Below are 23,787 nucleotides of genomic sequence, written 5' to 3'. Positions count from 1 at the left end.
CCTCGGTTAATCAAGTAAGTTCCAAGATAGCGGAGTACCCGCTGGAATGTCCTGCTTAGCCCTCATTCCGATAGCCTTACTATAGTGCTTTGGCGGAAGACCATCGCCGGGCCTAACAGATTTAATATTTTCAGACGTAATGAGTTCGCCTTTTTTAATATTTTCACAAACAAATAATGAGCGAGAAAATTTACGGCTATTTTGAATTTTTTCAGTTAACTCGTAACTGATTTTTCCCATGGCAGCTTCAACAATGCGAATATTTTCTACCATTGTTTTAAATTCATCAGGGGTCATTGAAAAAGATGCATCAGGACCACCAATGCTACGGTCAATGATGAAGTGCTTTTCAATTACTTCTGCACCGAGTGCTACTGCAGCCAGAGCCACCGCATGACCCATGGTGTGGTCCGACAAGCCTACCTTCACTCCAAATGTCTGTGCCAGGTTTGGGATCGTAAGCAGGTTGGCTTCTTCCACTGGTGCAGGGTAGGAAGATGTACATTTCAGTAAGGTAATATCATGGTTACCCATGCGCTTGCAGGCATTTATTGCTTCGTCAATATCTGAGATTGATGCAATGCCCGTTGAAATGATCATCGGCTTACCTTTGCTAGCCGTGTATTCTATGAGAGGAATATCGGTAATTTCAAAGGATGCAATCTTATAAAGTGGAACGTTGAGAGTTTCCAGAAAATCGACGGCAGTGAAGTCGAATGGTGTCGAGAAAAACATCAGCCCCTGCTTCTCTGCTTCCGCCTGGATTGCAGCATGCCATTCCCATGGGGTATAGGCTTCTTGATATAATTTATAAAGCGTGGTGCCATCCCATATGGTGCCTTGTTTTATCTGGAAGTATTTATTATCACAATTCAGTGTGATTGTATCCGCGGTGTAGGTTTGTATTTTTATAGCATCTGCACCGCATTCTTTTGCAGCACGGACTGTCTCCAATGCATTTTCAATATTATGTCCATGGTTTGCTGATAGTTCAGCAATGATAAGTGTTTTCTTCGTGCTATTCCAGTTCATATTTTTTCCATTCTCGGTCAATAATTCCCATTTGTATCATGTCAAGAAATTGATTGCCACGTTTCAGAATTTCTCTACTCAAACCTTCTTCTTGAAAACCTACTTTATGGTAAAGTTTTATTGCTCGGATGTTGCTTGCAATAACTTCCAGCTTTAATGTGTGAAGCTGCGCATGATTAAATGCTATATCGCATAGTCCATCCAGTAGATCCGCTCCTGTTATGTGGGTCAAATTTTCTGGGTTCTTATATATGCCTACCCGTGCTGATTGATTAATAAAGTCTACATCGTGAAGTGAAATAACACCTACTGGAAATTTATTGAATTGTGCAAGAAAGTTAAAGTTTTTTGTTTGATTTTGCTGGTTTTTAATAAAGAGAAGATGCTGTGCAAGAGGAATTGGTTCAGAGTTGACCATCCAGCAAGTAATATCTGGGTGATTGCGCATTCTCCACACAGCTTCAGCCTCTGCATCATTCAGCAAAGAGAATGGCCTGAAGGTGAAGTCTCTGTAATTGATTTCATCATGCATTATATTTATGAGTTCATCCATTCCAACCATCTCTTTGTACCAAGTCCATCTACTATATTTTGCAACTTAGAGCAGTCACTTCTTCGGAGGGAAATATCTTTTAACCGTTCAAGCTTAGTGCTGATGTTTTTAAGAATATCTTTATCACTCCATTTTCCTGCATAGTGAAAACATGAAAATTCATTCCAACCATTGATCTGTATTTTCTGGTTTTCGGCTGTACATATCAATATGGCAGGGGTACCAGTAGCTGCGAGCTCATAAATTGTTTGGCCAGCAGCACTCACCGCTAGGTCGCACTTAGTCATCAATTCAGCAATATTTTCTGCACTCAAAAAACTGTACTGAGTACATTTGTTATCTATCGAGACTTGTGTAATTGTAATAATATGTATATGAGCTAATGGATAGTGTTTCCTGGTCAGCTCTAATATGCAAGAGGTCATATTGTGAATATCTGTCCCTCCAAGCATAACTAAAATGTTTTTTACTTCTTCATTAATAATTGTACGTTTGGAAATGTCCCAGAATGCGGGTCTTAGTGGTTGCCACTTGGGGCCATAAACCCATGTGGCACAACCTTGCATATTTTTTATTACACCAGGGGCTGCATGAATGACTAAACCGGCCGGATATTCGAGACGGTAGGTGTCATCCAGAAAAACAGCTTTGCAATATTTATTTGAAACATGTTGATATAGTTCAAGCGGTGCGCTATAACTGTCAACTAATGCTATTGCGTTTTGCTTTGGGGTTGCTGTAAAACTAGTTTGCCATTTCGCAAAAATGACATGTTGCGTATTTAGCTGTTTCTCCGCTAAATGATCCCCATCTACGTACCATATGACTTTTCCTCCTGCATCTTCCCATGTCTTTGCATAGGCAGAACAGCGCGTCAGGTGTCCCAGGCCGCGCTGTTGATCCCCTTCCGTATAAATATGCAGTGGATGCATTAACGAACCTTGAACAAGGGTTGCAATGGTTCGCAGCGCAATTGCTCAAGAAGGTTATTGTGCCGGACAGCGGTAACGATAAGTGGCAGTACTTGATCATAGGCGCTAAAGAGCTGTGCCAAGGCCGTGTCATCGTGGGCATAGCCCATGTTGTGGGTGCCGAAGGTCAGTACTCCACGTGCCAGCATTTCCTGCATGAATAAGGTTTTGATCTGCCAACTGCTGTATTGGGAAGTGTCCTTGATCAGCAGGAAGCTCCAGCTTGGATGCCCTGCGGTAGCAAAAATATCTTCAGCTCCAAGCTCTGTGATCTTGCTGTTCAGATAATCAAGGATTTTTTTGCCTTGGGCATTGAGTGTTTCAATGACAGGGTGCTCTTCTAGTTTCTGCATGGTAGCCAATGCGGCTGCCAGAGAGAGCGTTTCACCGCCAAAAGTGAAGGAGAAGAAAATTTCCTCCATCAATTGCATGATGTCAGCGCGCCCTGCGACGGCCGATACGGGGTAACCATTGGCCAGCCCTTTGCCAAAAGTGGCCAGATCTGGTGTTACACCAAACAGTTCTTGTGCACCACCTTTGGCATAGCGAAATCCGGTAATGGTTTCATCAAAAATGAGCACCGCACCGTGTTGATGTGTCAGTTCTTTCACTTTTGCCAGAAAATCATTTGCCGGTGCCGTGACATTCATTGGCTCCAGAATAACCGCTGCGATCTGCTCCGGATAATCAGTAAATAGCTTTTTCAGACTGTCCAGATCGTTATACATAAAAGTATGGGTCAGGTCGCGGGTCGCTTGCGGGACGCCTAGGTTACGGGCGGTAGATCCAATGTACCAATCTTGCCAGCCATGATATCCGCATACTGCAACATGGTCTCTGTTGGTAAATGCACGGGAAACACGGATAGCACCTGCAGTTGCATCTGAGCCATTCTTCCCAAAACGGACTTTTTCTGCACAAGGAACCAGCGAAATGATTTTTTCTGCGACCTGAAATTCCAAAGGATGTGGCAGAGAAAAAATAATACCATCTTGTAGTTGGCGACTCACCGCCTTGGTGACATCTGGGTCGTTGTGTCCCAATGTTAAAGCAGCCAGACTGCCAATCATGTCTAGATATTTGTTTCCATCCACATCCCATACATAGCAGCCTTCACCTCTTTCAATAAAATAGGGGGAAACGCCAAGAGGATACTGCGTACGGCTTTTACTAAAAGTTTGTGAGCCAAGCGGTATGCTTTGTAGTGCCCGGCTAAGATACTGTTCAGATAAGTTGTAGCGTTCACTCATGATTGAATTCCTTTTAGGCTATTTGTATCTTGCTTGATGGACTTGAGATAGCCTTCGTTGCGAGTAATTTTTTGATTCAATTCCAGCCATTCTGGATGGCGTGCAAGCAGCTCCAGTATGTCTGGCAGTAAAAAGTCTGGCTCTACTGGCATCAGCGCCTGGTAAATTTTTTCTACCAGTTCAAAATCGCATGCTTCATCAACTGTGAGTCGTAAATCTGACAGATTGGTCGCATGCGTGAGATTAGCGAGATGGAATCGCTCGGGGTTCTTGTAGATATAAGGTGTTACATGTTCACGTTCCGATGAAAGCTTGGCATGGTTCCATGCTGTCTCCAGTGCACTGAACCGGAATACCTCCACATCCATTCCATCGGGGTAACTCGGCGGTAAGCCATTCCCCAGATAATCTACTTTCTCTTTATGGAAACTCTGAATAGCCTGATCGATGATTTCAGGGTCTGCCAGTGGGCAGTCACCGGTCAGTCTGACGATAGTATCCGCTTTGTATGGCAGAGCCGCCATGTAGAAACGATCCAGTACATCATCCAGACTTCCACGATATACGGGAATGCCTGCCGAGCCGACGATGCTTGCCAGCTCATCGTCGCTTGTATCTGTACTGGTGACCAAGCATAGCGTACCGATGTGTTGCGCTTTCTTAATCCGTTCGATTTGCTGCAGGATCATGGGCTTGCCCATGAGTGTTTTGAGCACTTTACCCGGTAGGCGCGTAGAACTGCTGCGTGCTTGCAACAGAGTTAACGTGTTCATTGCGATACTTTCAAAAGCGACCATTTGGCAGGATTGAGCAGGTGTTCTGTGTCAATGGCCAAGTCATCTGCACAATGCAGAGGCAGGCTTGCTGCCTCTGTCCAGGCAACAATGATTTCGGTGAGCTGCTGAGGGTTTACTACGCCGACTAACACGCGATCAATGGCAGTTTGCTGGCGCAGGTAGCCCAAGGCCAGGGCCAGTGTTGAGCAACCCAGTTCCCCTGCCCGTTGCTGAAAACGTGCTAGTGCTGGTTTCAGTTCTTGCAGATGTACAGGTAAGGCTGCTATGTCCTGTAGTAGTAGCAAACCTTGTAGAAATGCTGACCGAACATGAATTTCGATGCAATTGTCTTGTAATGTTTGTAAATGACCAGAAATCCTTAATCGCTGATCCAAAACGTTATGGGGTAATTGGACCAAATCGATTGCATAGCGTTGGCAGATCAGGTCAAGTTCTTGTGCGGAGTAAACTGAAACACCAATTTTACAAATACGCCCCTGCTGTTTTTTTTCTTGCAGCAGTTTCCAGATATCATCCCCTTGTGGACCGAGTAAATCATCGGCATGATGAATCAGCATTCCGTAAAGTGGACGATGAAGGGCGAGTCGGTCGAGGCTCTGATTTAGTGCTTTCTCAACTTGATCCAATTTGCCCTTCATGCTGGATAAAGGCCGGGTTTTACTGACCAATTCAAATTGATTGGTGGCTATCTGCTTGCTCAGTACCACTTCTGACTCGCCATAGGCGGCTGCGGTGTCCAGCATGTCAATACCATGCTGGCTTGCCTCTTGCAGAATTTCCTGCACGCTCACTTCGCTGACTTGGCCTTCGGTGTTGGTTACGCCATAGGAAAGACCAAATTGAACAGTTCCCAATGCCAACCGGTTCATTTTATTATCTCCTGGATGGCGAAAATTACCCGCTGTACATCTTCTTCACTCATAGCCGAATATAGCGGAATTGACAGGCAATGATGGTAGTAGCGCTCTGCTACAGGGTAGTCACCCTCACGATAGCCGTAGCTTGCCTGGTACCACGGTTGTGTATGCACCGGGATGTAGTGAACTTGGCTGCCAATTCCATATGTAGCGAGTTGTGCGATGACTTCGCTACGACTTTTTCCTAACTGTTCAAAGTCAATTTGAATGACATACAAGTGGAAGCATGCGCTGGTACCTGTCTTCTCTTTGGGTATCGTTATGTAGGGGTGATTATTAAACGCTTCATTATATTTTGCGACAATTGCACGCCGCTTAGCTTTGAATTTTTCAATGCGTGCTAATTGACTGATACCCAGGGTGGCTTGAATATCGGTTAGTCGATAATGCCAGCCTAGTGCTTGCATTTCGTAATACCATGGACCAGGATTTTGGCTCAGCAGCGCAGGCTCTTTGGTTATTCCATGGGAGCGAAGCAGTAGCATCTTGCGATACAGTGCTTCATCGTTTGTCATGATCGCGCCGCCTTCTCCCGTTGTCATCGTTTTGACTGGGTGAAACGAGAAGATGGTCAGATCCGAATATCGGCAATTGCCAACTCTGCTACCATCTTCATAGCATGAGCCGATTGCGTGCGCAGCATCTTCAATGACTTTCAGCTTGTTCTGATTGGCAATTCTTGCAATCGCGGGCATGTCCGCAGCTTGCCCAGCAAAATGAACTGCAGTAATCAGCCGGGTGCGAGAGTTGATTTTTTTAGAGATAGCCGCAGGAGAAATATTGTAGCTATCAGCGTCAATGTCAGCAAATACAGGCGTGATACCGCAATAGACCATACTATTGGCAGAAGCGGTAAAAGTGTTGGGGGTTGTTATCCCTTCACTACCTTCAGGCAAATCCAGTGCAGCCACTGCTAAATGTAGTGCTGCAGTTCCACTAGCCACTGCTAGGCAATAACGTGCGCCAGTGTATGAACATAGCGCCTGTTCGAATTCAGCAACCTTTGGCCCTTGTGTTAAAAATGGCGAGCGCAGGACCTCAAGTACAGCCTGTTCATCTTCTGCTTCAATGGTTTGTCGCCCGTACGGAATAAATTCCATTTAAATCTGTCCTACTTTTTGTTTATTGGTTTCAACCCATTGCTGCAGTTCTGAAATGCTCATCCATTCAGGGTTGTTATCACTCGCATATATAAAACCCTCTTCGACTTTTTGGCCATTTTTTATCCGGGAAGGGTCATTTTCCCAACCATTTATGTTCGGCAATATTTTAAAGTGTTCATCATATTCATAGGTATAGTAGGCATCTTCAATGCCAATCATCTGTTCATGTAATTTTTCACCAGGCCGTATGCCTACAATTTTATGTTTGGCAGCTGGAGCAACTGCTTGTGCTATATCAGTAATGCTCATGGATGGAATTTTTTTGACGTATATTTCACCACCAATCATGTCATCGAATGCGTGCCATACGAGTTCAACACCTTGTTCAAGTGTGATCATGAAGCGAGTCATCCGTGGGTCGGTGATCGGTAATTCTCCGCTTTCTCTAATTGACAAGAAAAACGGAATAACTGATCCGCGCGATCCCATTACATTCCCATATCGAACTACAGCGAAACGCGTATCATGACCGCCGGAGTAAGAATTGCCAGCGACAAATAATTTGTCTGATGCCAGCTTGGTAGCTCCGTAAAGATTTGCTGGGCTGCTGGCCTTGTCGGTAGAAAGAGCTACAACGCGTTTTACTCCCTTGTCAATGCATGCATCAATAAGATTCATGGCACCATTGATATTTGTCTTGATGCACTCAAAGGGATTGTATTCAGCAGTAGGTACAATTTTAGTTGCTGCTGCGTGTACTACATAGTCAACACCATCCAGTGCGCGGTATAGGCGATCTTTGTCGCGGACATCGCCAATAAAGAAACGAATTCGTGAGTCTCCCTGAAACTTTTTTGCCATTTCCCATTGCTTCATCTCGTCGCGCGAGAAGATGATTATCTTTTTGGGATTATATTTTTCTAGGGTCATCGGAATGAAGGTGTTTCCGAAAGATCCAGTGCCGCCAGTAATTAGTATGGTAGAATTTTTAAGCATTGTTTTCTCGTTGATTGGCAGTTGAATGTGTTTTTAGTCGAACATTTCGGCATCGCGAAAATTTAGGGAGTTTGAATCCTTTTCCGATAGCTTGGGTAAAATTTTTGGCCAAGGTATTCTTAAATCGGGATCATCCCATTTTATACATCTCTCGGATTTTTTGTGGTATGTGTTGTCTGTTTTGTAAACAAATTCGGCACTGTCGCTGATGGTTATGAATCCGTGTGCAAATCCTCTCGGGATCCATAGCATTAATTTGTTCGTCTCATTTAACTCTATACTGAAGTGTTTTCCAAAGCTGGGGGATGATTTTCTTAAATCAACAGCGACATCTAATACGCGTCCTGTTATGCATCGAACTAGCTTGGCTTGTGCGTATGGTGCAAGTTGATAATGAAGGCCTCTTAAAACTCCAAAGCTTGATTTGCTGTGATTGTCTTGAATGAAGTTAACAGTCTGCCCAATTAATTTTTCGAATTGATATTTGTTGTAGCTTTCATAAAAGAAGCCACGGTCGTCACCAAATACTGTCGGTTCGATGATTTTTACATCCGGGATGGTGCTCTCGATTATTTTCATAATTTTTTCTGTGCTTATTTTAATAGCCGCAACAGATACTGACCATAAGCATTTTTTTTCATAGGTTGTGCTAGGCGTTCCAAGTCTGTAGTACCAATCCACCTCTGAACATAGGCAATTTCTTCTAAGCAGGCTACTTTTAGGCCCTGACGGTTTTCCACGGTGGCAATGAACTGGCTCGCTTCCAGCATCGATTCATGGGTGCCGGTGTCCAGCCAAGCGTAGCCGCGGCCCATCGTTTGCACATCCAGCTGGCCTTGTCGCAGGTAGTGGTTATTGATGTCGGTAATTTCTAGTTCGCCACGGGCTGAGGGGCGGATTGACTTGGCAATGTCGACGACCTGATTGTCGTAGAAGTACAGACCGGTGACGGCATAGTTGGATTTGGGTACGGCCGGTTTTTCTTCGATGGACAAGGCCTTGCCCTGGGAATCGAATGCCACCACGCCATAGCGCTCCGGGTCCTGTACGTGGTAGGCAAACACACTGGCACCGTGCTGCTTGGCGTTGGCCGCTTTCAGCAGTTTGGGGAAGTCATGGCCGTGGAAGATGTTGTCACCCAGCACCAGTGCCGAAGGCGCGCCAGCCAGGAAGTCTTCACCAATGATGAAAGCCTGTGCCAGGCCATCCGGACTGGGTTGTACCGCGTATTGCAGGTTGATGCCCCATTGGCTGCCATCGCCCAGCAACTGCTCAAAGCGCGGAGTGTCTTGCGGGGTGGAGATGATCAGGATGTCGCGAATTCCCGCCAGCATCAGGGTGCTGAGTGGGTAGTAGATCATCGGCTTGTCGTAGATGGGCAGCAATTGTTTGCTGACTGCCAGCGTGGCAGGGTACAGACGGGTGCCGCTGCCACCCGCCAAGACGATGCCTTTGCGTTTCATGATGATGCACCCCGATCAGGAATTGAAGATTTGCTGGAACACTTGTTCCACACCGTCCTGCCATGCCGGCATGGTAAGACTAAAATTGCATTCGATTTTACTGCAATTTAACCTTGAGTTGCCGGGACGTTTTGCAGGGGTCGGGTAGGCGCTGCTGGGAATTGCGTGCAGGTTTTCCGGCTTCAGCTGTAGTGCGACACCGTAACGTTCTGCCAGTGCAAGCAGGTATGCGGTATAGCCATGCCAGCTGGTGCTGCCGCTGCTGGTCAGGTGATAGGTACCGAGCAGCTGCTTGTCCTGGCTGGTTTGCCATTGTTTGATGATGTGGGCGGTCACATCGGCAATCAGCGCAGCGGGTGTGGGTGCGCCAATCTGGTCGGCTACCACATTCAGGCTGTCGCGTTCGCGCGCCAGGCGCATGATGGTCTTGAGGAAGTTGCTGCCATGTGCGCCCACCACCCAGCTGGTGCGCAGGATGATGTGGTTGGCACCGCTGGCGCGGATGGCCTGTTCACCCTGGTATTTGCTTAAGCCATATATAGACTGTGGGTTGGCGGCATCGTCTTCCGTATAAGGTGTGGCTTTGTCACCATCAAACACATAGTCGGTGGAGTAGTGCAGCAGCAGTGCATTTTTTGCTGCGGCCCAGTAGGCCATCGCGGAAGGTGCGGCAGCATTCACGGCATGGGCCAGCGCGGCGTCACTCTCGGCCTTGTCCACGGCGGTGTAGGCTGCCGGGTTGACGATGATGTCCGGCTGGTATTGCTCCAGCACCGCGGCAATGTCAGCCGAACGGGACAGGTCCAGTTGCTGGCGATCCAGGCAGATGCACTCGCCCAGCATGGCCAGCGAGCGGCGCAGCTCGAAGCCCAACTGGCCGTTGATGCCGGTAATCAGGATGCGGCTCATGCCTTGTTCCCGTAGTGTTGTTCCAGCCATTGGCGATAATTGCCGCTGGTGACGTTGCTGACCCAGTCCTGATTGTCCAGATACCACTCTACGGTTTTGCGAATGCCGCTTTCAAAGGTTTCTGCCGGTTTCCAACCCAGCTCGCGTTCCAGCTTGCGTGCATCAATGGCATAGCGGCGGTCATGGCCGGGACGGTCCTGCACGTAGGTGATCTGCTCGGCATAGCCTGTGCCATCGGCTTTGGGGCGCAGGGTGTCCAGAATGTGGCAAATGGTGTGTACTACATCCAGATTGGCTTTTTCGTTCCAGCCGCCAACATTATATGTTTCACCCAGGCGACCTTGCGCCAGCACGGTGCGGATGGCGCTGCAATGGTCTTTCACATACAGCCAGTCGCGGATTTGCTGGCCATCACCGTAAATGGGCAAGGGCTTGCCGGCCAGTGCATTCAGGATGACCAGTGGAATCAGCTTTTCCGGGAAATGATAAGGGCCGTAGTTGTTGCTGCAGTTGGTGGTGAGGACGGGCAGGCCGTAAGTGTGGTGCCAGGCACGTACCAGGTGGTCAGACGCGGCCTTGCTGGCCGAGTACGGGCTGTTGGGTTCGTAGCGGTTGCTTTCGCTGAACGGCGCGTCAGTGGCGGACAGTGTGCCGTACACTTCATCAGTGGACACGTGCAGGAAGCGGAAAGCCGCTTTGGCTTCACCTTCCAGTTCACTCCAGTAGGCCCGGACAGCTTCCAGCAAGTTGAAGGTGCCGACCACATTGGTCTGGATGAATTCACCCGGGCCGTGGATGGAACGATCGACATGGCTTTCTGCCGCGAAGTTGATGACAGCGCGCACCTGATGCTCTTGCAGCAGGCGGCCGACCAGTTCCCGATCCCCGATATCGCCTTGTACGAACAGGTGGCGCGGGTCGTTTTCCAGGCTGGAGAGGGTTTGCAGATTGCCGGCGTAGGTCAGCTTGTCCAGGTTAATGACAGCTTCGTCATTGCCATTCAGCCAGTCCAGGACAAAGTTGGCTCCAATGAAGCCGGCACCGCCAGTCACCAATATCATTCAATGATTCCAATGGGTTATGTCAATTTTGTTTTTCATGAAAATATTGTAGTAGTCATCCGGTGGGATGACTGATTTGCATCAGTCGTTTTATTCGGCACAAATTATAGGGCAAAATGAACAAAATATACTGACATGCAGCTCACCTGCTTACGATCTGTCGTGCGTCAGTTTAATGCTTATCCAGGTAATTACATCCTATGTTGCAGATTCTTCTACTTGCACTGGCGGCTTCTTTATTTTCGGGGCAATTCCTGATTCGCTATGCGCACTTGCATGCACGTTTTTCGACCGATGGTGACGTCACTGGCGTGCAGAAATTCCATGCCACGCCGGTACCGCGCATTGGCGGCCTGCCCATCATGCTGGGCCTGATTGCAGGCTGTGCTCTCTCTGGCTATCTCAACACATCGGTATGGGTGCTGTTGCTGTTGCTGTCAGCTTTCCCGGCATTCGCAGCTGGTTTTATCGAAGACCTCACCAAGAAAATCGGCCCCTTGCCTCGCTTGCTTGCCACCTTTGTAGCCGCCGGGCTGGGTTATTTCCTGCTGGGTGCCGGGCTGGCACGGCTGTCCATTCCAGGTGTTGATCACCTTCTGGCTTCGTACTGGTGGCTGTCATTGCTATTGACCGTGGTGGCGGTGGGCGGCGTTGCGCACGCAGTGAATATCATTGATGGCTATAACGGCCTATCCGGTATGGTGGCAGTGTTCATTTTCTTGGCCATCATTTATGTCTGTTTCAAGGTGCAGGATATTGTGCTGATGAGCGTGTGTTTTGCCATGGTTGGGGCTGTGTTGGGTTTTCTGTTCTGGAATTTCCCACGCGGCCTGATTTTTGCCGGCGATGGTGGGGCCTATTTGATTGGCTTTATGATTGCGGAAATATCGGTTTTGCTGGTGGCCCGCAACCCGGCAGTGTCGCCGTGGTTTCCCTTGTTGTGTGTGATCTATCCCGTATTTGAAACGGTTTTTTCCATTTACCGCCGCAAGTTTCTGCAAGGCCGGGCAGTAGGCTATCCCGATGCCTTGCATCTGCACCAGATGATTTACAAGCGCATGGTGTTGTGGATGGTGGGTTCCAAGGATGCTCGTCACCTGACCCAGCGCAACAGCATGACCTCCCCCTATTTGTGGTTGCTGACCTCCTTTTCTGTGGTTCCCGCGATGTTGTTCTGGAACCGCACCTGGGTACTGATGTTGTTCTGCCTGCTATTTGTATTGGGCTACCTGTATCTGTACCGCATGATCGTACGTTTCAAAGTGCCCAACTGGCTGGTGTTGCGCCGCGACGATTCCTGAGCCCTTCCTGCCCATGCGGGCAGGAAAGTTTTTGCAGCTCCCCCACTTGAAACCTGCCTGGGCCGTCCCTATTATTAGCACTCGTCAGGGGCGAGTGCTAATGCCCGCCCCGCACTGCCATCCTGGCAGATCATTTGCTTTCAACAGCCAATTGTATTTAGGAGAGATCAATGGCAATTCGTCCGCTGCACGATCGTGTTGTTATCAAGCGCCTTGAGGCTGAAGAAAAAACCGCATCCGGCATCGTTCTGCCGGGTGCTGCAGCTGAAAAGCCCGACATGGGCGAGGTGCTGGCTGTCGGTAACGGCAAGGTCCTGGACAATGGCGAGCGCCGTCCGCTGGAGCTGAAGGTTGGCGACAAGGTCATCTTCGGCAAGTACTCCGGCCAGTCCGTTAAGGTTGACGGCGAAGAAGTCCTCGTAATGCGCGAGGAAGATGTCATGGGCATCGTCGAGTAATTCCGACCCATACACCCTTCTACGACCCTTTCATAGAATTTTGGAGATTTGAGCATGGCTGCAAAAGACGTAAAGTTCGGTGATTCCGCACGCGCCAAGATGGTGGTTGGTGTCAACATTCTGGCTGACGCCGTCAAGGTTACCCTGGGTCCGAAAGGCCGCAATGTCGTGCTGGACCGCTCCTTTGGCGCGCCGACCATCACCAAGGATGGTGTTTCCGTTGCCAAGGAAATCGAACTGAAAGACAAGTTCGAAAACATGGGCGCGCAAATGGTGAAGGAAGTGGCCTCCAAGACTTCCGATGTAGCCGGCGACGGTACCACTACGGCTACTGTTCTGGCCCAGGCCATCGTGCAGGAAGGCATGAAGTTTGTTGCCGCCGGCATGAACCCGATGGACCTGAAGCGCGGTATCGACAAGGCTGTGATTTCCCTGGTAGGTGAAATCGCCAAGATCGCCAAGCCATGTGCCACCACCAAGGAAATCGCCCAGGTTGGTTCCATTTCCGCCAACTCCGATTCCGACATCGGTGAAATCATCGCCACCGCCATGGAAAAAGTGGGCAAGGAAGGCGTGATTACCGTTGAAGACGGCAAGAGCCTGAGCAACGAACTGGACGTGGTTGAAGGTATGCAGTTCGACCGCGGCTACCTGTCCCCGTACTTCATCAACAATCAGGAAAAACAGATTGCCGCTCTGGATAATCCTTTTGTCCTGCTGTTCGACAAGAAGATCTCCAACATCCGCGATCTGCTGCCGGTACTGGAGCAAGTGGCCAAGTCTGGTCGTCCGCTGCTGATCATTGCCGAAGATGTTGAAGGCGAAGCGCTGGCTACTCTGGTGGTCAACACCATCCGCGGCATCCTGAAGGTGGTTGCTGTCAAGGCTCCGGGCTTTGGCGACCGTCGCAAGGCCATGTTGCAGGATATCGCCATCCTGACCGGCGGTACCGTGATTGCCGAAGAACTGGGCCTGACCCTGGAAAAAGCCACTCTGGACATGCTGGGCCAAGCCAAGCGTATCGAAGTGGGCAAGGAAAACACCATTATCATCGATGGCGCTGGTCAGGCTGATGCCATCCAGGCGCGCGTGGGTGAAATCCGTCGCCAGATCGAGGAAGCCACTTCCGACTACGACCGCGAAAAACTGCAAGAGCGCGTGGCCAAGCTGGCCGGCGGTGTTGCCGTGATCAAGGTTGGCGCTGCCACCGAAGTGGAAATGAAAGAGAAGAAGGCGCGCGTTGAAGACGCGCTGCACGCAACCCGCGCCGCTGTGGAAGAAGGCGTGGTAGCGGGTGGTGGCGTGGCTCTGCTGCGTGCCCGTTCCACTCTGGACAGCCTGAAGACCGACAACGTTGATCAAGACGCCGGTGTGAAGATCGTACTGAAGGCCATCGAAGCGCCGCTGCGTCAGATCGTCAAGAACGCTGGCGACGAGCCGTCCGTTGTGGTGAACAAGGTGCTGGAAGGCAAGGGTAACTTCGGTTACAACGCTGCCACCGGCGAATACGGCGACATGCTGGAAATGGGCGTGCTGGATCCGGCCAAGGTAACCCGCTCCGCGCTGCAACACGCTGCTTCTGTTGCCGGCCTGATGCTGACCACCGACTGCATGATCGCAGAACTGCCGGAAGACAAGCCGGCTGCTGGCGGCATGCCGGATATGGGCGGCATGGGTGGCATGGGCGGCATGATGTAAGCTGACCAGCCTTCCGCTGAATGCAAAAAACCCCGCGTCATTGCGGGGTTTTTTGTTTTTGCGCTATCTCGGGTGGCATGCGCCATCTCTGGCACAATAGTCTGACATCGATTTCGCTTAGCAAGGATGCAAGATGCAATTACAGCAAGTGCTCGCCAACCTGGATGAATGGCTGGAACCATGGCGTTACAAGGACTATGCCCCTAATGGATTGCAGGTGGAGGGCAGGGCGCAAGTCAAGCGCATTGTCTGCGGCGTCACTGCGTCTCAGGCGCTGATCGATGCGGCGATTGAGCGCCAGGCGGATGCCATCCTGGTGCATCATGGCTACTTCTGGAAGGGTGAAGATGTCCGGCTGGTGGGCATGAAGCGTCAGCGTGTGGCCAAATTGTTGCAGCATGACATCAGCCTGATTGCTTACCACTTGCCGCTGGATGCCCATCCGGAGCTTGGCAACAATGCCCGGTTGGCCGCCGTGCTGGGGCTGGAGGTGGCCGGGCAGTCGGGTGATCAGGGCTTGCTATGGCATGGCAGTTGGCCGCCAGCAGGCTCGGCCCGCGAGTTTGCCGATCATCTCAGTCAGGTGCTGGGGCGCAATGCCTTGCTGTTGGGTGATGAAAATCAACAGGTAAGCCGGGTGGCCTGGTGTACGGGAGGGGCGCAGGGATTTTTTGAAGAAGCCATCCGCCTGGGGGTAACTGCCTTTGTGACCGGTGAAGTATCCGAGCAGTGTTTCCATCTGGCCGCCGAGTATGGCGTGGCCTTTATTGCCGCCGGTCATCATGCCACTGAACGTTATGGCATTGCCGCACTGGGCGAGAAGCTTTCTCATTTGCACGGCATCAGTGTTGAATTTGTCGATCTTTTCAACCCGGTTTAGGCAAAACGACCCGACCTGGCTCAATTTATTTGCATAGACGCTTCATGTCCCTACTGCTAATCAGGTAAAATCGTCTGGTTTGAAGTTTGAGCTCGGTTTCCACGTTTGAGGATGACTGTAATGAGTGAACAACAAGTCGATACGGGGCGCCGTCGGTTTCTGACGGTAGCAACCAGCGCTGTTGGGGGTGTGGCCGTTGCCGGGGTGGCAACGCCGTTTCTGATGAGTTTCTTCCCGTCTGAACGGGCAAAGGCTGCGGGTGCACCGGTTGAGGTGGATATCAGCAAGCTGGAGCCGGGCCAGAAAATCAACGTTGAATGGCGCGGCAAGCCGGTATGGCTGCTGTCCCGCACCAAACAGCAGATTGCGGACTTGCCGAAGAATGACCCCAAGCTGGTTGACCCCAAGTCTGAAGTAGAACAGCAACCCAAGTACTGCCAGAACGAAGGCCGTTCCATCAAGCCGGAATTGCTGGTTGCCGTGGGCATCTGTACCCACCTGGGCTGTTCGCCGACCTTCCGTCCCGATCTGGCACCTGCCGATCTGGGTCCGGATTGGCTGGGTGGTTTCTACTGCCCATGCCACGGTTCCAAGTTCGACCTGGCTGCCCGTGTGTTCAAGGGTGTGCCGGCTCCGAAGAACCTGGAGATTCCGCCGCATAAGTATCTGTCCGATACCCGCCTGCTGATTGGCGACGACAAATAAGCTGAGGGGGAAAAATGAGCAAAGGACAAAAGCTGCTGAACTGGATTGACGACCGTTTCCCGCTGTCGTCGATGCTGAAAGAGCACGTTACCGAGTATTACGCACCGAAGAACTTCAACTTCTGGTATTTCTTCGGCTCGCTGGCCATGCTGGTGCTGGTTATCCAGATCGTCACCGGTATCTTCCTCACCATGAACTACAAGCCGGATGGCAATCTCAATGCAGCCGGTATCCCGGTAGCGTTTGCCTCGGTGGAATACATCATGCGTGATGTGGCAGGTGGCTGGATCATCCGCTACATGCACTCCACCGGTGCTTCCATGTTCTTCGTGGTGGTTTACCTGCACATGTTCCGTGGTCTGATCTACGGCTCTTACAAGCAGCCGCGCGAACTGGTATGGGTGTTTGGTTGCCTGATCTTCCTGTGCCTGATGGCAGAAGCCTTCATGGGCTACCTGCTGCCCTGGGGCCAGATGTCCTTCTGGGGTGCCCAGGTGATCGTGAACCTGTTCGGTTCCATCCCGGTGATCGGCCCGGACCTGTCGGTGTGGATCCGTGGTGACTTCGTGGTGTCCGATGCCACGCTGAACCGCTTCTTCGCCCTGCACGTGATTGCCGTACCGCTGGTACTGCTGGCACTGGTGGTCGCTCACCTGATCGCACTGCACGAAGTGGGTTCCAACAACCCGGATGGCGTGGAAATCAAGAAACTGAAGGACGAAAAGGGCATCCCGCTGGATGGCATTCCTTTCCATCCTTACTACACCGTGAAGGATATCTTCGGTGTGGCCGTGTTCCTGATCGTGTTCTCCATCATCGTGTTCTTCCTGCCGGAAATGGGTGGCTACTTCCTGGAGCACCCGAACTTCGACCAGGCTGACCCGCTGAAGACGCCGCCGCACATCGCGCCGGTATGGTACTTCACCCCGTTCTACGCCATTCTGCGTGCCATTCCGTCCTTCCTGGGTACTCAGGTTTGGGGTGTGATCGGCATGGGTGCTGCCGTGGTGGTGATTGCCTTCCTGCCGTGGCTGGATCGTTCCCCGATCAAGTCCATCCGTTATCGTGGTCCCAAGTTCAAGTTCATGCTGGTGCTGTTCATCATCGCCTTCATCGGCCTGGGCATCCTGGGAGCCATGCCGCCGACCGCCGGCCGTACCTTGATCTCGCAGATCCTGTCGTTCGTCTACTTCGCCTTCTTCCTGGGCATGCCGTTCTACACCAAGAACGATGTCGGCACCGTACCGGTACCGACCCGCGTGACGGACACCAATGGCAAGCGTCAGTTGCAGTTCCTGGTGCTGGTGGCAGTGACCGTGATTGCGGCCTATCTGTTCGCCACCAACGTGTAAGCAAGGGGAAAGGACATATGAAAAGCAAAATCCGCCACCTGATCGCTGCCATGGCGCTGGTGTTGCCGGTAAGCGGCACGGTTCTGGCCAATGAAGGGCCTGCGCTGGAAAAGGCACCGATTGACATTCAGGACACTGAAAGCCTGCAACGCGGTGCGCAACTGTTCAGCAACTACTGCCTGTCCTGCCACTCGGCCAGCGCCATGCGCTACAACCGTCTGGAAGACATCGGCTTGTCCGAAGAGCAGATCAAGGCCAACCTGATGCCCGAAGGCGCCAAGATTGGTGATCAGATGAATGTCTCCATGGACAAGAAGGACGCCAAGCTGTGGCTGGGTGCGGCTCCGCCGGATCTGTCGCTGATCGCGCGTTCCCGTGGCGCAGACTATCTGTACGCCTACCTGCGTGGCTTCTACCGCGATCCGACCCGTCCTACCGGTTGGAACAACCTGGTGTTCGACAAGGTTGGCATGCCGCACGTGCTGTGGGAAATGCAGGGTGAGCAGGTGCTGAAAACCGAAAAGAATGCCGCAGGCCACGAAGAGCGTAAGCTTGAGCTGGTCAAGGCAGGTTCGTTGACCAAGCTGGAAAACGGCAAGGCCAATACGGTGGAGTTTGACAAGCGTATGGCTGACCTGACCAACTATCTGGTCTTCATCGGTGAGCCGGCACAGGTCAAGCGTCATCAGATCGGCTATGTCGTGCTGATGTTCCTGGGCTTGCTGCTGCTGCCGCTGACCTACTTCCTGAAGAAGGAATACTGGAAAGATGTTCACTGATCAGTGAGCAAGGCAGTAAGAAAAAAGGCGGAGATTTCCGCCTTTTTTCTTTTGTAATCATTGACTTGTGATGTTGTGGTGGAAATTGCCATCCCGAAAATGGTAAAATCCCCGCTTCGATTGAAAACGATTGCCTCTGTCAAGGATATCCGCTAGCCATGATGACTCTTTATTCTGGAATTACCTGCCCCTTCAGCCAACGTTGCCGTATCGTGTTGTATGAAAAGGGAATGGATTTCGAGATCATCGATGTGGACATTCACAACAAGCCGGAAGATCTGGCTGTGATGAATCCCTACAACGAAGTGCCGGTACTGGTAGAGCGCGACCTGATCCTGCACGAATCCAACATCATCAACGAATACATTGATGAGCGTTTCCCGCACCCGCAACTGATGCCTGCCGATCCGGTGATGCGCGCCCGTGCCCGCCTGTTCCTGCACCGTTTTGAAAACGAGCTGTTCTGCAATGTCAAAGTGCTGGAAGCCAGCGCAACTGGCAAGGAAGCCAGCAAGGCACGCGAAGCCATTCGCGATGGCCTGACCACCATTGCGCCGGTGTTTGCCAAACAGAAGTTCATGCTGGGCGATGATTTCTCCATGATTGATGTTGCCATTGCACCGCTGATGTGGCGTCTGGAGCACTACAACATTGATCTGGGCAAGCATGCTGCGCCCATCCTGAAATACGCAGAACGCATCTTCCAGCGTCAGTCCTTCATCGACTCGCTGACTCCGTCTGAAAAGGCCATGCGCAAGTAAGGATGACCATGAGCACCAGCACCAAGCCCTATATGCTCCGTGCCCTCTATGAGTGGTGTACGGACAATGGCCATACCCCCTTCCTGGTGGTGTGGGTGGACGAACATGCCGATGTTCCGCGTGAGTACGTGAAGAACAACGAGATCGTGCTCAATATCGCGGCATCTGCCACACACAATCTGCGTATCGATAACGAATGGGTATCGTTCTCTGCCCGTTTTGCCGGGGTGTCCCGTGATATCTGGGTCCCCATCGGTAATGTGATGTCCATTTTCGCCCGCGAAACAGGCGAGGGCATGGGGTTCGAGGTGGAGCTGAACAGCGCGGCACCGGCAGCACCTGCTTTGCAGCCGGTGGCAGAGTCTGAGCCTGAGACGGACCTTGCCAGCGTGAAGGAAGAAGCACCGGCACGTCCTTCGGGCCGCCCCAGCTTGCGTATCGTCAAATAAACAAGGTGCTCACACTGAAAAAAGCCGGGATTTCCCGGCTTTTTTCATGACTCTGGGCTTTCCTGCGCACGCTGCGAAGCTTGCTTGTGGCTCGCGGCACTGCTTGCCTGCTGTGGCATTGGCATGTCGGCACCGTGGAGTAGAACCTGGTTCTTGCCTTTGGCCTTTGCCTGATACAGCGCCAGGTCTGCCAACTGATATAAGCTGGAAAAGCTGCTGCCATCATCCGGATAGCAGGCAATGCCGCAGGAAAAACTGCTCTGGAAGGTGTGTTCATCGGCCTGGAAACGCAGGTCGGAGAAACGGCGGCGCAGGAGTTCCAGCCGCATCCAGCCATTGCGCTGATCGGCAGAAGGCAGCACAACGATAAACTCCTCCCCGCCAAGACGGCACACGATGTCGGACTGGCGGCAATAGGTGCGCAGCAGATCGGCCAGCGCGCACAATACGGTATCGCCGATGATGTGCCCAAAGCGGTCATTGATGCTTTTGAAATTATCCAGATCAATCAAGGCAAAGGTCAGCGAGCGCTGTTCGCGCTCGGCCCGGCTGATTTCACGACCCAGGGTTTCTTCAAGATAGCGGCGGTTGTACAGGCCGGTGAGTGGATCGTGCAAGGCCTGTTCGCGCAAAGTCTCCTGCAGGGTTTCGATTTCATCGATGCGGGTTTTCAGTTGCAGATAGGCCTGATGCAGGGCCTCTTCAGCCAGGCGTTGGCGCGAGATATCACGCAGTACCAGCATGCGCCCCCCCAGCGTCACCCCGCTTTCGCGGATGGGGAAGGCACGTACTTCCAGGATGGAGCGGGAGCCAGGTCCATTCAGCTCTACCTGATGAGAACCATCGTGATCGGCCACCGCTACCAGCGAGGCAATGTGCAGCTGCTGGCCGCACAGCACTGCAGCAGGCTTGCCAAACAGATTGGCCGCGGCCGGATTGATATCCAGGATGGTTTTATCGCGGTCAATCACCACAATGCCATCGCCCATCGCATTAAAGGCGTTGCCGCGGGCAATGGGTACCACGTACAGCATGCGCAGGTAGAGCAGATCAAAGGCGAAAATGGCACCGGTGATGGCAAAGCATAGCGGGGTGGGGTCCAGTCCCTGCAGGGCAATATGGCCGGACAGATAAAGCAGGTTGCCAAGCCAGGGAACAATGGCGCCCAGCATCAGGATCAGCGACTGGCCACGGTAATGCGGCGGGTAATAGTGCAGGGTACGCAGTAGCAGCAAGGAGCCCAGCAGCATCATCAGATAGGAATAGCCAGCCACCAGCAGCCAGAACAGCGGGCCATGGTTGAAAATCAGCAGATTATAGCCGGATGGTGAGGCCTGGAAGCTGCTCCAGATCAGCCCGTGCTTTTCATTGCTCATGGCCAGCCCCATGCTGAGCAGTGGGACGAGCAGCAGCAACAGGACGGCACGTGGCCGCAGGGCGCGCTCAAGCTGGTTGTAATCTGCCGCCAGCAGAAAAAACAGCACCGGTGCGGTTAAGGTTCCCAGATATTCCACCTTGGACCAGAAAATCTTGTCGCGCAGCAAGGTGGAAGACAGTTCCAGCATGGCGGTGCCAGACCATAGCGTCACCGCCAGCATCAACCAGGCCAGATAGCGTGCTCCTGTTACCTTGCGCCGTTCCCATGCCAGGATGCCGATGGTTGCCGCGCTAAGGGCGGCAAGCCCCGAAATGGCTGAAATGGTAGTAAAAACAAGAGACATGAGGCCCGCTATGCAAAGTGACTATGCTATGTGCAATGTTTTAGTTTAACGCCTGCCGCGCAAGTTTCATTCACATTTTTGTGTCTCTAGGTATAATTACGGCATTCCCGAGGAGCGCTGCGAGGTCAATCCCCAGGCTCGGGCTTCTTGCAAACGGCGCTCACCTGACTAAACTCCGTGCCGATGCCGGAATAGCGGGTGAGCCGCGTTCCGGCCGGCGTGTGAAAGGACTTTGCACGATGGCTGAATTCACCGATTTTCACGTAGCTGATATCAATCTTGCTGCCTGGGGGCGCAAGGAACTGGCAATCGCCGAAACCGAAATGCCCGGCCTGATGGCGCTGCGTGAAGAATACGCCCACCAGAAGCCGCTGCGTGGCGCGCGCATTGCCGGTTCGCTGCACATGACCATCCAGACCGGCGTGCTGATCGAAACCCTGGTGGAACTGGGTGCCGATGTACGCTGGGCTTCCTGCAATATCTTCTCCACCCAGGACCACGCTGCTGCAGCCATTGCCGCGGCCAATATCCCGGTGTTTGCCTTCAAGGGTGAAAGCCTGGATGAATACTGGGAGTTCTCCCACAAAATCTTCGAATGGCCGGAAGGTCAGGAAGCCAATATGATTCTGGATGACGGTGGCGATGCCACCTTGCTGCTGATGCTGGGCAGCAAGGCCGAGCAAGACCGCAGCGTCATCAGCCATCCGTCCAACGAAGAAGAAACCGCGCTGTTTGCAGCCATTGCCCGTTACCTGGAAGTGGACCCGCACTGGTATTCCAAGCGTCTGCCGCATATCAAGGGCGTCACCGAAGAAACCACCACCGGCGTGCATCGTCTGTACCAGATGCAAAAAGAAGGCCGTCTGCCGTTCCCGGCCTTCAACGTCAACGACTCGGTGACCAAGTCCAAGTTCGACAACCTGTACGGCTGCCGCGAATCGCTGGTGGATGGCATCAAGCGTGCTACCGACGTGATGATTGCCGGCAAGGTAGCCGTGGTATTGGGCTACGGTGATGTGGGCAAGGGTTGCGCCCAGAGCCTGCGTGGCCTGGGTGCCACCGTATGGGTGACCGAAGTGGACCCGATCTGCGCGCTGCAAGCGGCGATGGAAGGCTACCGCGTGGTACGCATGGATGATGTGGCCGATCAGGGCGACATCTTTGTCACCACCACCGGTAATGTGTCGGTGATTACCCACGAGCACATGGTCAAAATGCGCAATAACGCCATCGTGTGCAATATCGGCCACTTCGACAGCGAAATCGAAGTCGCCAGCCTGCGTCAGTACCAGTGGGACAACATCAAGCCGCAGGTTGACCACATCATCTTCCCGGATGGCAAGCGCATCATCCTGCTGGCCGAAGGCCGTCTGGTGAACCTGGGCTGCGCCACCGGTCACCCCAGCTTTGTGATGTCCAACTCCTTCACCAACCAGGTGCTGGCGCAGATGGAAATCTTCCAGCATGGTGAAAAGTACGGCAAGGAAGTGTATGTGCTGCCCAAGCATCTGGACGAGAAGGTGGCCCGCCTGCACCTGAAGCGTATCGGTGCCAATCTGACCGAACTGTCCGACGAGCAGGCCGCCTACATCAGCGTGCCGAAGCAGGGTCCTTATAAGCCGGCGCACTATCGTTATTGATAGCGGGCTGTAAGGCAAACGGACAGGGCAGGGTATGATGCACCTGTCCGTTTTTCTATCCGCGGGCTACTACCGCTGCGACACGCTGCAGTATAAAAACAAAGCCTGCCGCCCCGAGCAGGGACAGAGACGATCATGAACGAACAGAAAAAAACCTTCAGCTTCGAGTTTTTCCCGCCCAAGACCCCCGAAGGCGTGGCCAAGCTGCGTACTACCCGCCAGCAACTGGCCCAGTTCAAGCCGCAGTTTTTCTCGGTGACCTTCGGTGCTGGCGGCACCACCCGCGATGGCACCTTGTCCACCGTGCTGGAGATCCGCAGCGAAGGGCATGCCGCGGCACCGCACCTGTCGTGTATCGGCTCGACACGGGAAAACATCAGCGCCATCCTCAACGAATACCGCAATCACGGCATCCGTCACATTGTGGCGCTGCGTGGTGACATGCCGTCCGGCATGGTGGCTGCCGGTGAATTCCGCTATGCCAATGAGCTGGTCGAGTTCATCCGCAGCGAGCATGGCGAACATTTTCATATTGAAGTGGCTGCCTATCCGGAATTCCACCCGCAGGCCAAGTCGGCCGAGGACGACCTGAACAATTTCGTGCGCAAGGTGAAAGCCGGTGCCAATTCGGCCATGACCCAGTACTTCTTCAATGCGGATGCCTACTTCCGCTTTGTCGATGAAGCACAAGCGCGTGGCGTGGACATTCCCATCGTGCCGGGCATCATGCCGATTGCCAACTTTGGCCAGCTTTGCCGCTTCTCCGATATGTGCGGGGCCGAAGTGCCGCGCTGGCTGCGCCAACGCATGCAATCCTATTACGATGACGCGGCTTCCATTCGCGCGCTGGGGCTGGATGTAGTCACCGAGCTGTGTGACCGCCTGCTGGCAGGGGGTGCGCCGGGCCTGCACTTCTATACCTTGAACCAGGCTGGCCTGGTGTCCACGGTATGGCAACGGCTGGGCTTGTAAGCGCCAGCGCCCAAGCATG

The 23,787-nt window shown here is 52.4% G+C and carries 24 protein-coding genes and 1 riboswitch; of the genes, 11 read left to right on the top strand and 13 right to left on the bottom strand.

Translation table 11 applies throughout. The features are described from left to right. Positions 1-6 precede the first annotated feature (6 nt). The 12 genes from pseI to rfbB are packed head-to-tail and all read right to left on the bottom strand — an operon-like array spanning position 7 to position 11,052. Positions 7-1,032: a pseudaminic acid synthase gene (gene pseI / locus DLM_RS17010; RefSeq protein ID WP_089085909.1), complete on the bottom strand. Its 1,026-nt coding sequence runs from the start codon at positions 1,030-1,032 to the stop codon at positions 7-9. Beyond that, on the bottom strand, positions 1,019-1,585 hold the full coding sequence (pseH, locus tag DLM_RS17005) for a UDP-4-amino-4,6-dideoxy-N-acetyl-beta-L-altrosamine N-acetyltransferase (protein ID WP_167467145.1): 567 nt from the start codon (positions 1,583-1,585) through the stop codon (positions 1,019-1,021). The genes pseI and pseH overlap by 14 nt, the downstream gene beginning before the upstream one ends. Next, positions 1,570-2,517, bottom strand: a complete 948-nt coding sequence (locus DLM_RS17000) for a glycosyltransferase (RefSeq protein WP_119313263.1) — start codon at positions 2,515-2,517, stop codon at positions 1,570-1,572. The genes pseH and DLM_RS17000 overlap by 16 nt, the downstream gene beginning before the upstream one ends. Continuing rightward, a complete protein-coding gene (locus DLM_RS16995; RefSeq protein WP_089085907.1) occupies positions 2,517-3,806 on the bottom strand; it encodes an aminotransferase class III-fold pyridoxal phosphate-dependent enzyme in 1,290 nt (429 codons plus the stop codon). The genes DLM_RS17000 and DLM_RS16995 overlap by 1 nt, the downstream gene beginning before the upstream one ends. Then, on the bottom strand, positions 3,803-4,579 hold the full coding sequence (locus DLM_RS16990) for a cytidylyltransferase domain-containing protein (protein ID WP_089085906.1): 777 nt from the start codon (positions 4,577-4,579) through the stop codon (positions 3,803-3,805). The genes DLM_RS16995 and DLM_RS16990 overlap by 4 nt, the downstream gene beginning before the upstream one ends. Then, positions 4,576-5,472 (bottom strand): aldo/keto reductase, encoded by an 897-nt coding sequence (locus DLM_RS16985; protein WP_089085905.1) that lies wholly within the window; start codon positions 5,470-5,472, stop codon positions 4,576-4,578. The genes DLM_RS16990 and DLM_RS16985 overlap by 4 nt, the downstream gene beginning before the upstream one ends. Continuing rightward, complete coding sequence (gene pseC / locus DLM_RS16980) at positions 5,469-6,620, bottom strand: UDP-4-amino-4,6-dideoxy-N-acetyl-beta-L-altrosamine transaminase (RefSeq protein ID WP_089085904.1); 1,152 nt, start codon at positions 6,618-6,620, stop codon at positions 5,469-5,471. Before pseC ends, DLM_RS16985 begins: the two co-directional genes overlap by 4 nt. Beyond that, complete coding sequence (gene pseB / locus DLM_RS16975) at positions 6,621-7,619, bottom strand: UDP-N-acetylglucosamine 4,6-dehydratase (inverting) (RefSeq protein ID WP_089085903.1); 999 nt, start codon at positions 7,617-7,619, stop codon at positions 6,621-6,623. 33 nt (positions 7,620-7,652) lie between these two features. After that, positions 7,653-8,198, bottom strand: a complete 546-nt coding sequence (gene rfbC / locus DLM_RS16970; RefSeq protein ID WP_089085902.1) for a dTDP-4-dehydrorhamnose 3,5-epimerase — start codon at positions 8,196-8,198, stop codon at positions 7,653-7,655. Positions 8,199-8,212: 14 nt separating this feature from the next. Beyond that, positions 8,213-9,082 carry a glucose-1-phosphate thymidylyltransferase RfbA gene (gene rfbA, locus DLM_RS16965; RefSeq protein WP_089085901.1) on the bottom strand — a complete coding sequence of 290 codons (870 nt, stop codon included), beginning with the start codon at positions 9,080-9,082 and terminating at the stop codon, positions 8,213-8,215. A gap of 15 nt (positions 9,083-9,097) precedes the next feature. Beyond that, positions 9,098-9,991, bottom strand: coding sequence for a dTDP-4-dehydrorhamnose reductase (gene rfbD, locus DLM_RS16960; protein WP_089085900.1), 894 nt, complete (start codon positions 9,989-9,991; stop codon positions 9,098-9,100). Further along, a complete protein-coding gene (rfbB, locus tag DLM_RS16955) occupies positions 9,988-11,052 on the bottom strand; it encodes a dTDP-glucose 4,6-dehydratase (protein ID WP_089085899.1) in 1,065 nt (354 codons plus the stop codon). The genes rfbD and rfbB overlap by 4 nt, the downstream gene beginning before the upstream one ends. A gap of 311 nt (positions 11,053-11,363) precedes the next feature. Here rfbB and DLM_RS16950 point away from each other — a divergent pair, with 311 nt between their 5' ends. The 9 genes from DLM_RS16950 to DLM_RS16910 all read left to right on the top strand — a co-directional run bounded on the left by DLM_RS16950 (position 11,364) and on the right by DLM_RS16910 (position 19,435). Beyond that, a complete protein-coding gene (locus tag DLM_RS16950) occupies positions 11,364-12,353 on the top strand; it encodes an MraY family glycosyltransferase (protein ID WP_231959881.1) in 990 nt (329 codons plus the stop codon). Between the two features lie 170 nt (positions 12,354-12,523). Further along, positions 12,524-12,811 (top strand): co-chaperone GroES, encoded by a 288-nt coding sequence (gene groES / locus DLM_RS16945; RefSeq protein WP_045846653.1) that lies wholly within the window; start codon positions 12,524-12,526, stop codon positions 12,809-12,811. A gap of 54 nt (positions 12,812-12,865) precedes the next feature. Continuing rightward, entirely contained in the window at positions 12,866-14,509 is a 1,644-nt protein-coding gene (groL, locus tag DLM_RS16940; protein WP_089085897.1) for a chaperonin GroEL, read from the top strand. A 133-nt stretch (positions 14,510-14,642) separates the two neighbouring features. Then, positions 14,643-15,389, top strand: a complete 747-nt coding sequence (locus DLM_RS16935; protein WP_089085896.1) for a Nif3-like dinuclear metal center hexameric protein — start codon at positions 14,643-14,645, stop codon at positions 15,387-15,389. 120 nt (positions 15,390-15,509) lie between these two features. Next, a complete protein-coding gene (gene petA / locus DLM_RS16930; RefSeq protein ID WP_089085895.1) occupies positions 15,510-16,094 on the top strand; it encodes a ubiquinol-cytochrome c reductase iron-sulfur subunit in 585 nt (194 codons plus the stop codon). Positions 16,095-16,108: 14 nt separating this feature from the next. Further along, positions 16,109-17,446: a cytochrome b gene (locus tag DLM_RS16925; RefSeq protein WP_045846649.1), complete on the top strand. Its 1,338-nt coding sequence runs from the start codon at positions 16,109-16,111 to the stop codon at positions 17,444-17,446. Positions 17,447-17,463: 17 nt separating this feature from the next. Then, entirely contained in the window at positions 17,464-18,225 is a 762-nt protein-coding gene (locus DLM_RS16920) for a cytochrome c1 (protein ID WP_089085894.1), read from the top strand. A gap of 158 nt (positions 18,226-18,383) precedes the next feature. Further along, on the top strand, positions 18,384-18,986 hold the full coding sequence (locus DLM_RS16915; protein ID WP_089085893.1) for a glutathione S-transferase N-terminal domain-containing protein: 603 nt from the start codon (positions 18,384-18,386) through the stop codon (positions 18,984-18,986). Positions 18,987-18,994: 8 nt separating this feature from the next. Beyond that, complete coding sequence (locus DLM_RS16910) at positions 18,995-19,435, top strand: ClpXP protease specificity-enhancing factor (protein ID WP_089085932.1); 441 nt, start codon at positions 18,995-18,997, stop codon at positions 19,433-19,435. Positions 19,436-19,479: 44 nt separating this feature from the next. Here the strand turns inward: DLM_RS16910 and DLM_RS16905 are convergent, their stop codons facing one another. Continuing rightward, positions 19,480-21,156 carry a histidine kinase N-terminal 7TM domain-containing protein gene (locus tag DLM_RS16905; RefSeq protein WP_089085892.1) on the bottom strand — a complete coding sequence of 559 codons (1,677 nt, stop codon included), beginning with the start codon at positions 21,154-21,156 and terminating at the stop codon, positions 19,480-19,482. A gap of 103 nt (positions 21,157-21,259) precedes the next feature. Further along, positions 21,260-21,325, top strand: a riboswitch (S-adenosyl-L-homocysteine riboswitch). A gap of 70 nt (positions 21,326-21,395) precedes the next feature. On the opposite strand from DLM_RS16905, the gene ahcY reads away from it, so the two are divergent. Continuing rightward, positions 21,396-22,796, top strand: a complete 1,401-nt coding sequence (gene ahcY, locus DLM_RS16900; RefSeq protein WP_089085891.1) for an adenosylhomocysteinase — start codon at positions 21,396-21,398, stop codon at positions 22,794-22,796. Positions 22,797-22,931: 135 nt separating this feature from the next. Beyond that, complete coding sequence (gene metF / locus DLM_RS16895; RefSeq protein WP_089085890.1) at positions 22,932-23,768, top strand: methylenetetrahydrofolate reductase [NAD(P)H]; 837 nt, start codon at positions 22,932-22,934, stop codon at positions 23,766-23,768. Positions 23,769-23,787: the final 19 nt, after the last annotated feature.

The sequence above is a fragment of the Aquitalea magnusonii genome (assembly GCF_002217795.2).
GTDB classification, from domain to species: Bacteria; Pseudomonadota; Gammaproteobacteria; order Burkholderiales; family Chromobacteriaceae; genus Aquitalea; species Aquitalea magnusonii_B.
Note: the sequence above shows the minus strand (reverse complement) of the source record. Positions and strands in the feature narration are given on the sequence as shown.

What these genes read in the sequence shown, in the direction of transcription:
- rfbA (WP_089085901.1), bottom strand. Translation starts at nt 9,082, where the DNA reads ATGAAACGCAAAGGCATCGTCTTGGCGGGTGGCAGCGGCACCCGTCTG.
- pseH (WP_167467145.1), bottom strand. Translation starts at nt 1,585, where the DNA reads ATGGATGAACTCATAAATATAATGCATGATGAAATCAATTACAGAGAC.
- DLM_RS16915 (WP_089085893.1), top strand. Translation starts at nt 18,384, where the DNA reads ATGATGACTCTTTATTCTGGAATTACCTGCCCCTTCAGCCAACGTTGC.
- groES (WP_045846653.1), top strand. Translation starts at nt 12,524, where the DNA reads ATGGCAATTCGTCCGCTGCACGATCGTGTTGTTATCAAGCGCCTTGAG.
- metF (WP_089085890.1), top strand. Translation starts at nt 22,932, where the DNA reads ATGAACGAACAGAAAAAAACCTTCAGCTTCGAGTTTTTCCCGCCCAAG.
- pseC (WP_089085904.1), bottom strand. Translation starts at nt 6,620, where the DNA reads ATGGAATTTATTCCGTACGGGCGACAAACCATTGAAGCAGAAGATGAA.
- pseB (WP_089085903.1), bottom strand. Translation starts at nt 7,619, where the DNA reads ATGCTTAAAAATTCTACCATACTAATTACTGGCGGCACTGGATCTTTC.
- DLM_RS17000 (WP_119313263.1), bottom strand. Translation starts at nt 2,517, where the DNA reads ATGCATCCACTGCATATTTATACGGAAGGGGATCAACAGCGCGGCCTG.
- rfbD (WP_089085900.1), bottom strand. Translation starts at nt 9,991, where the DNA reads ATGAGCCGCATCCTGATTACCGGCATCAACGGCCAGTTGGGCTTCGAG.
- DLM_RS16925 (WP_045846649.1), top strand. Translation starts at nt 16,109, where the DNA reads ATGAGCAAAGGACAAAAGCTGCTGAACTGGATTGACGACCGTTTCCCG.
- petA (WP_089085895.1), top strand. Translation starts at nt 15,510, where the DNA reads ATGAGTGAACAACAAGTCGATACGGGGCGCCGTCGGTTTCTGACGGTA.
- DLM_RS16995 (WP_089085907.1), bottom strand. Translation starts at nt 3,806, where the DNA reads ATGAGTGAACGCTACAACTTATCTGAACAGTATCTTAGCCGGGCACTA.
- groL (WP_089085897.1), top strand. Translation starts at nt 12,866, where the DNA reads ATGGCTGCAAAAGACGTAAAGTTCGGTGATTCCGCACGCGCCAAGATG.
- DLM_RS16905 (WP_089085892.1), bottom strand. Translation starts at nt 21,156, where the DNA reads ATGTCTCTTGTTTTTACTACCATTTCAGCCATTTCGGGGCTTGCCGCC.
- DLM_RS16985 (WP_089085905.1), bottom strand. Translation starts at nt 5,472, where the DNA reads ATGAACCGGTTGGCATTGGGAACTGTTCAATTTGGTCTTTCCTATGGC.
- pseI (WP_089085909.1), bottom strand. Translation starts at nt 1,032, where the DNA reads ATGAACTGGAATAGCACGAAGAAAACACTTATCATTGCTGAACTATCA.
- ahcY (WP_089085891.1), top strand. Translation starts at nt 21,396, where the DNA reads ATGGCTGAATTCACCGATTTTCACGTAGCTGATATCAATCTTGCTGCC.
- rfbB (WP_089085899.1), bottom strand. Translation starts at nt 11,052, where the DNA reads ATGATATTGGTGACTGGCGGTGCCGGCTTCATTGGAGCCAACTTTGTC.
- DLM_RS16920 (WP_089085894.1), top strand. Translation starts at nt 17,464, where the DNA reads ATGAAAAGCAAAATCCGCCACCTGATCGCTGCCATGGCGCTGGTGTTG.
- DLM_RS16990 (WP_089085906.1), bottom strand. Translation starts at nt 4,579, where the DNA reads ATGAACACGTTAACTCTGTTGCAAGCACGCAGCAGTTCTACGCGCCTA.
- DLM_RS16935 (WP_089085896.1), top strand. Translation starts at nt 14,643, where the DNA reads ATGCAATTACAGCAAGTGCTCGCCAACCTGGATGAATGGCTGGAACCA.
- DLM_RS16910 (WP_089085932.1), top strand. Translation starts at nt 18,995, where the DNA reads ATGAGCACCAGCACCAAGCCCTATATGCTCCGTGCCCTCTATGAGTGG.
- rfbC (WP_089085902.1), bottom strand. Translation starts at nt 8,198, where the DNA reads ATGAAAATAATCGAGAGCACCATCCCGGATGTAAAAATCATCGAACCG.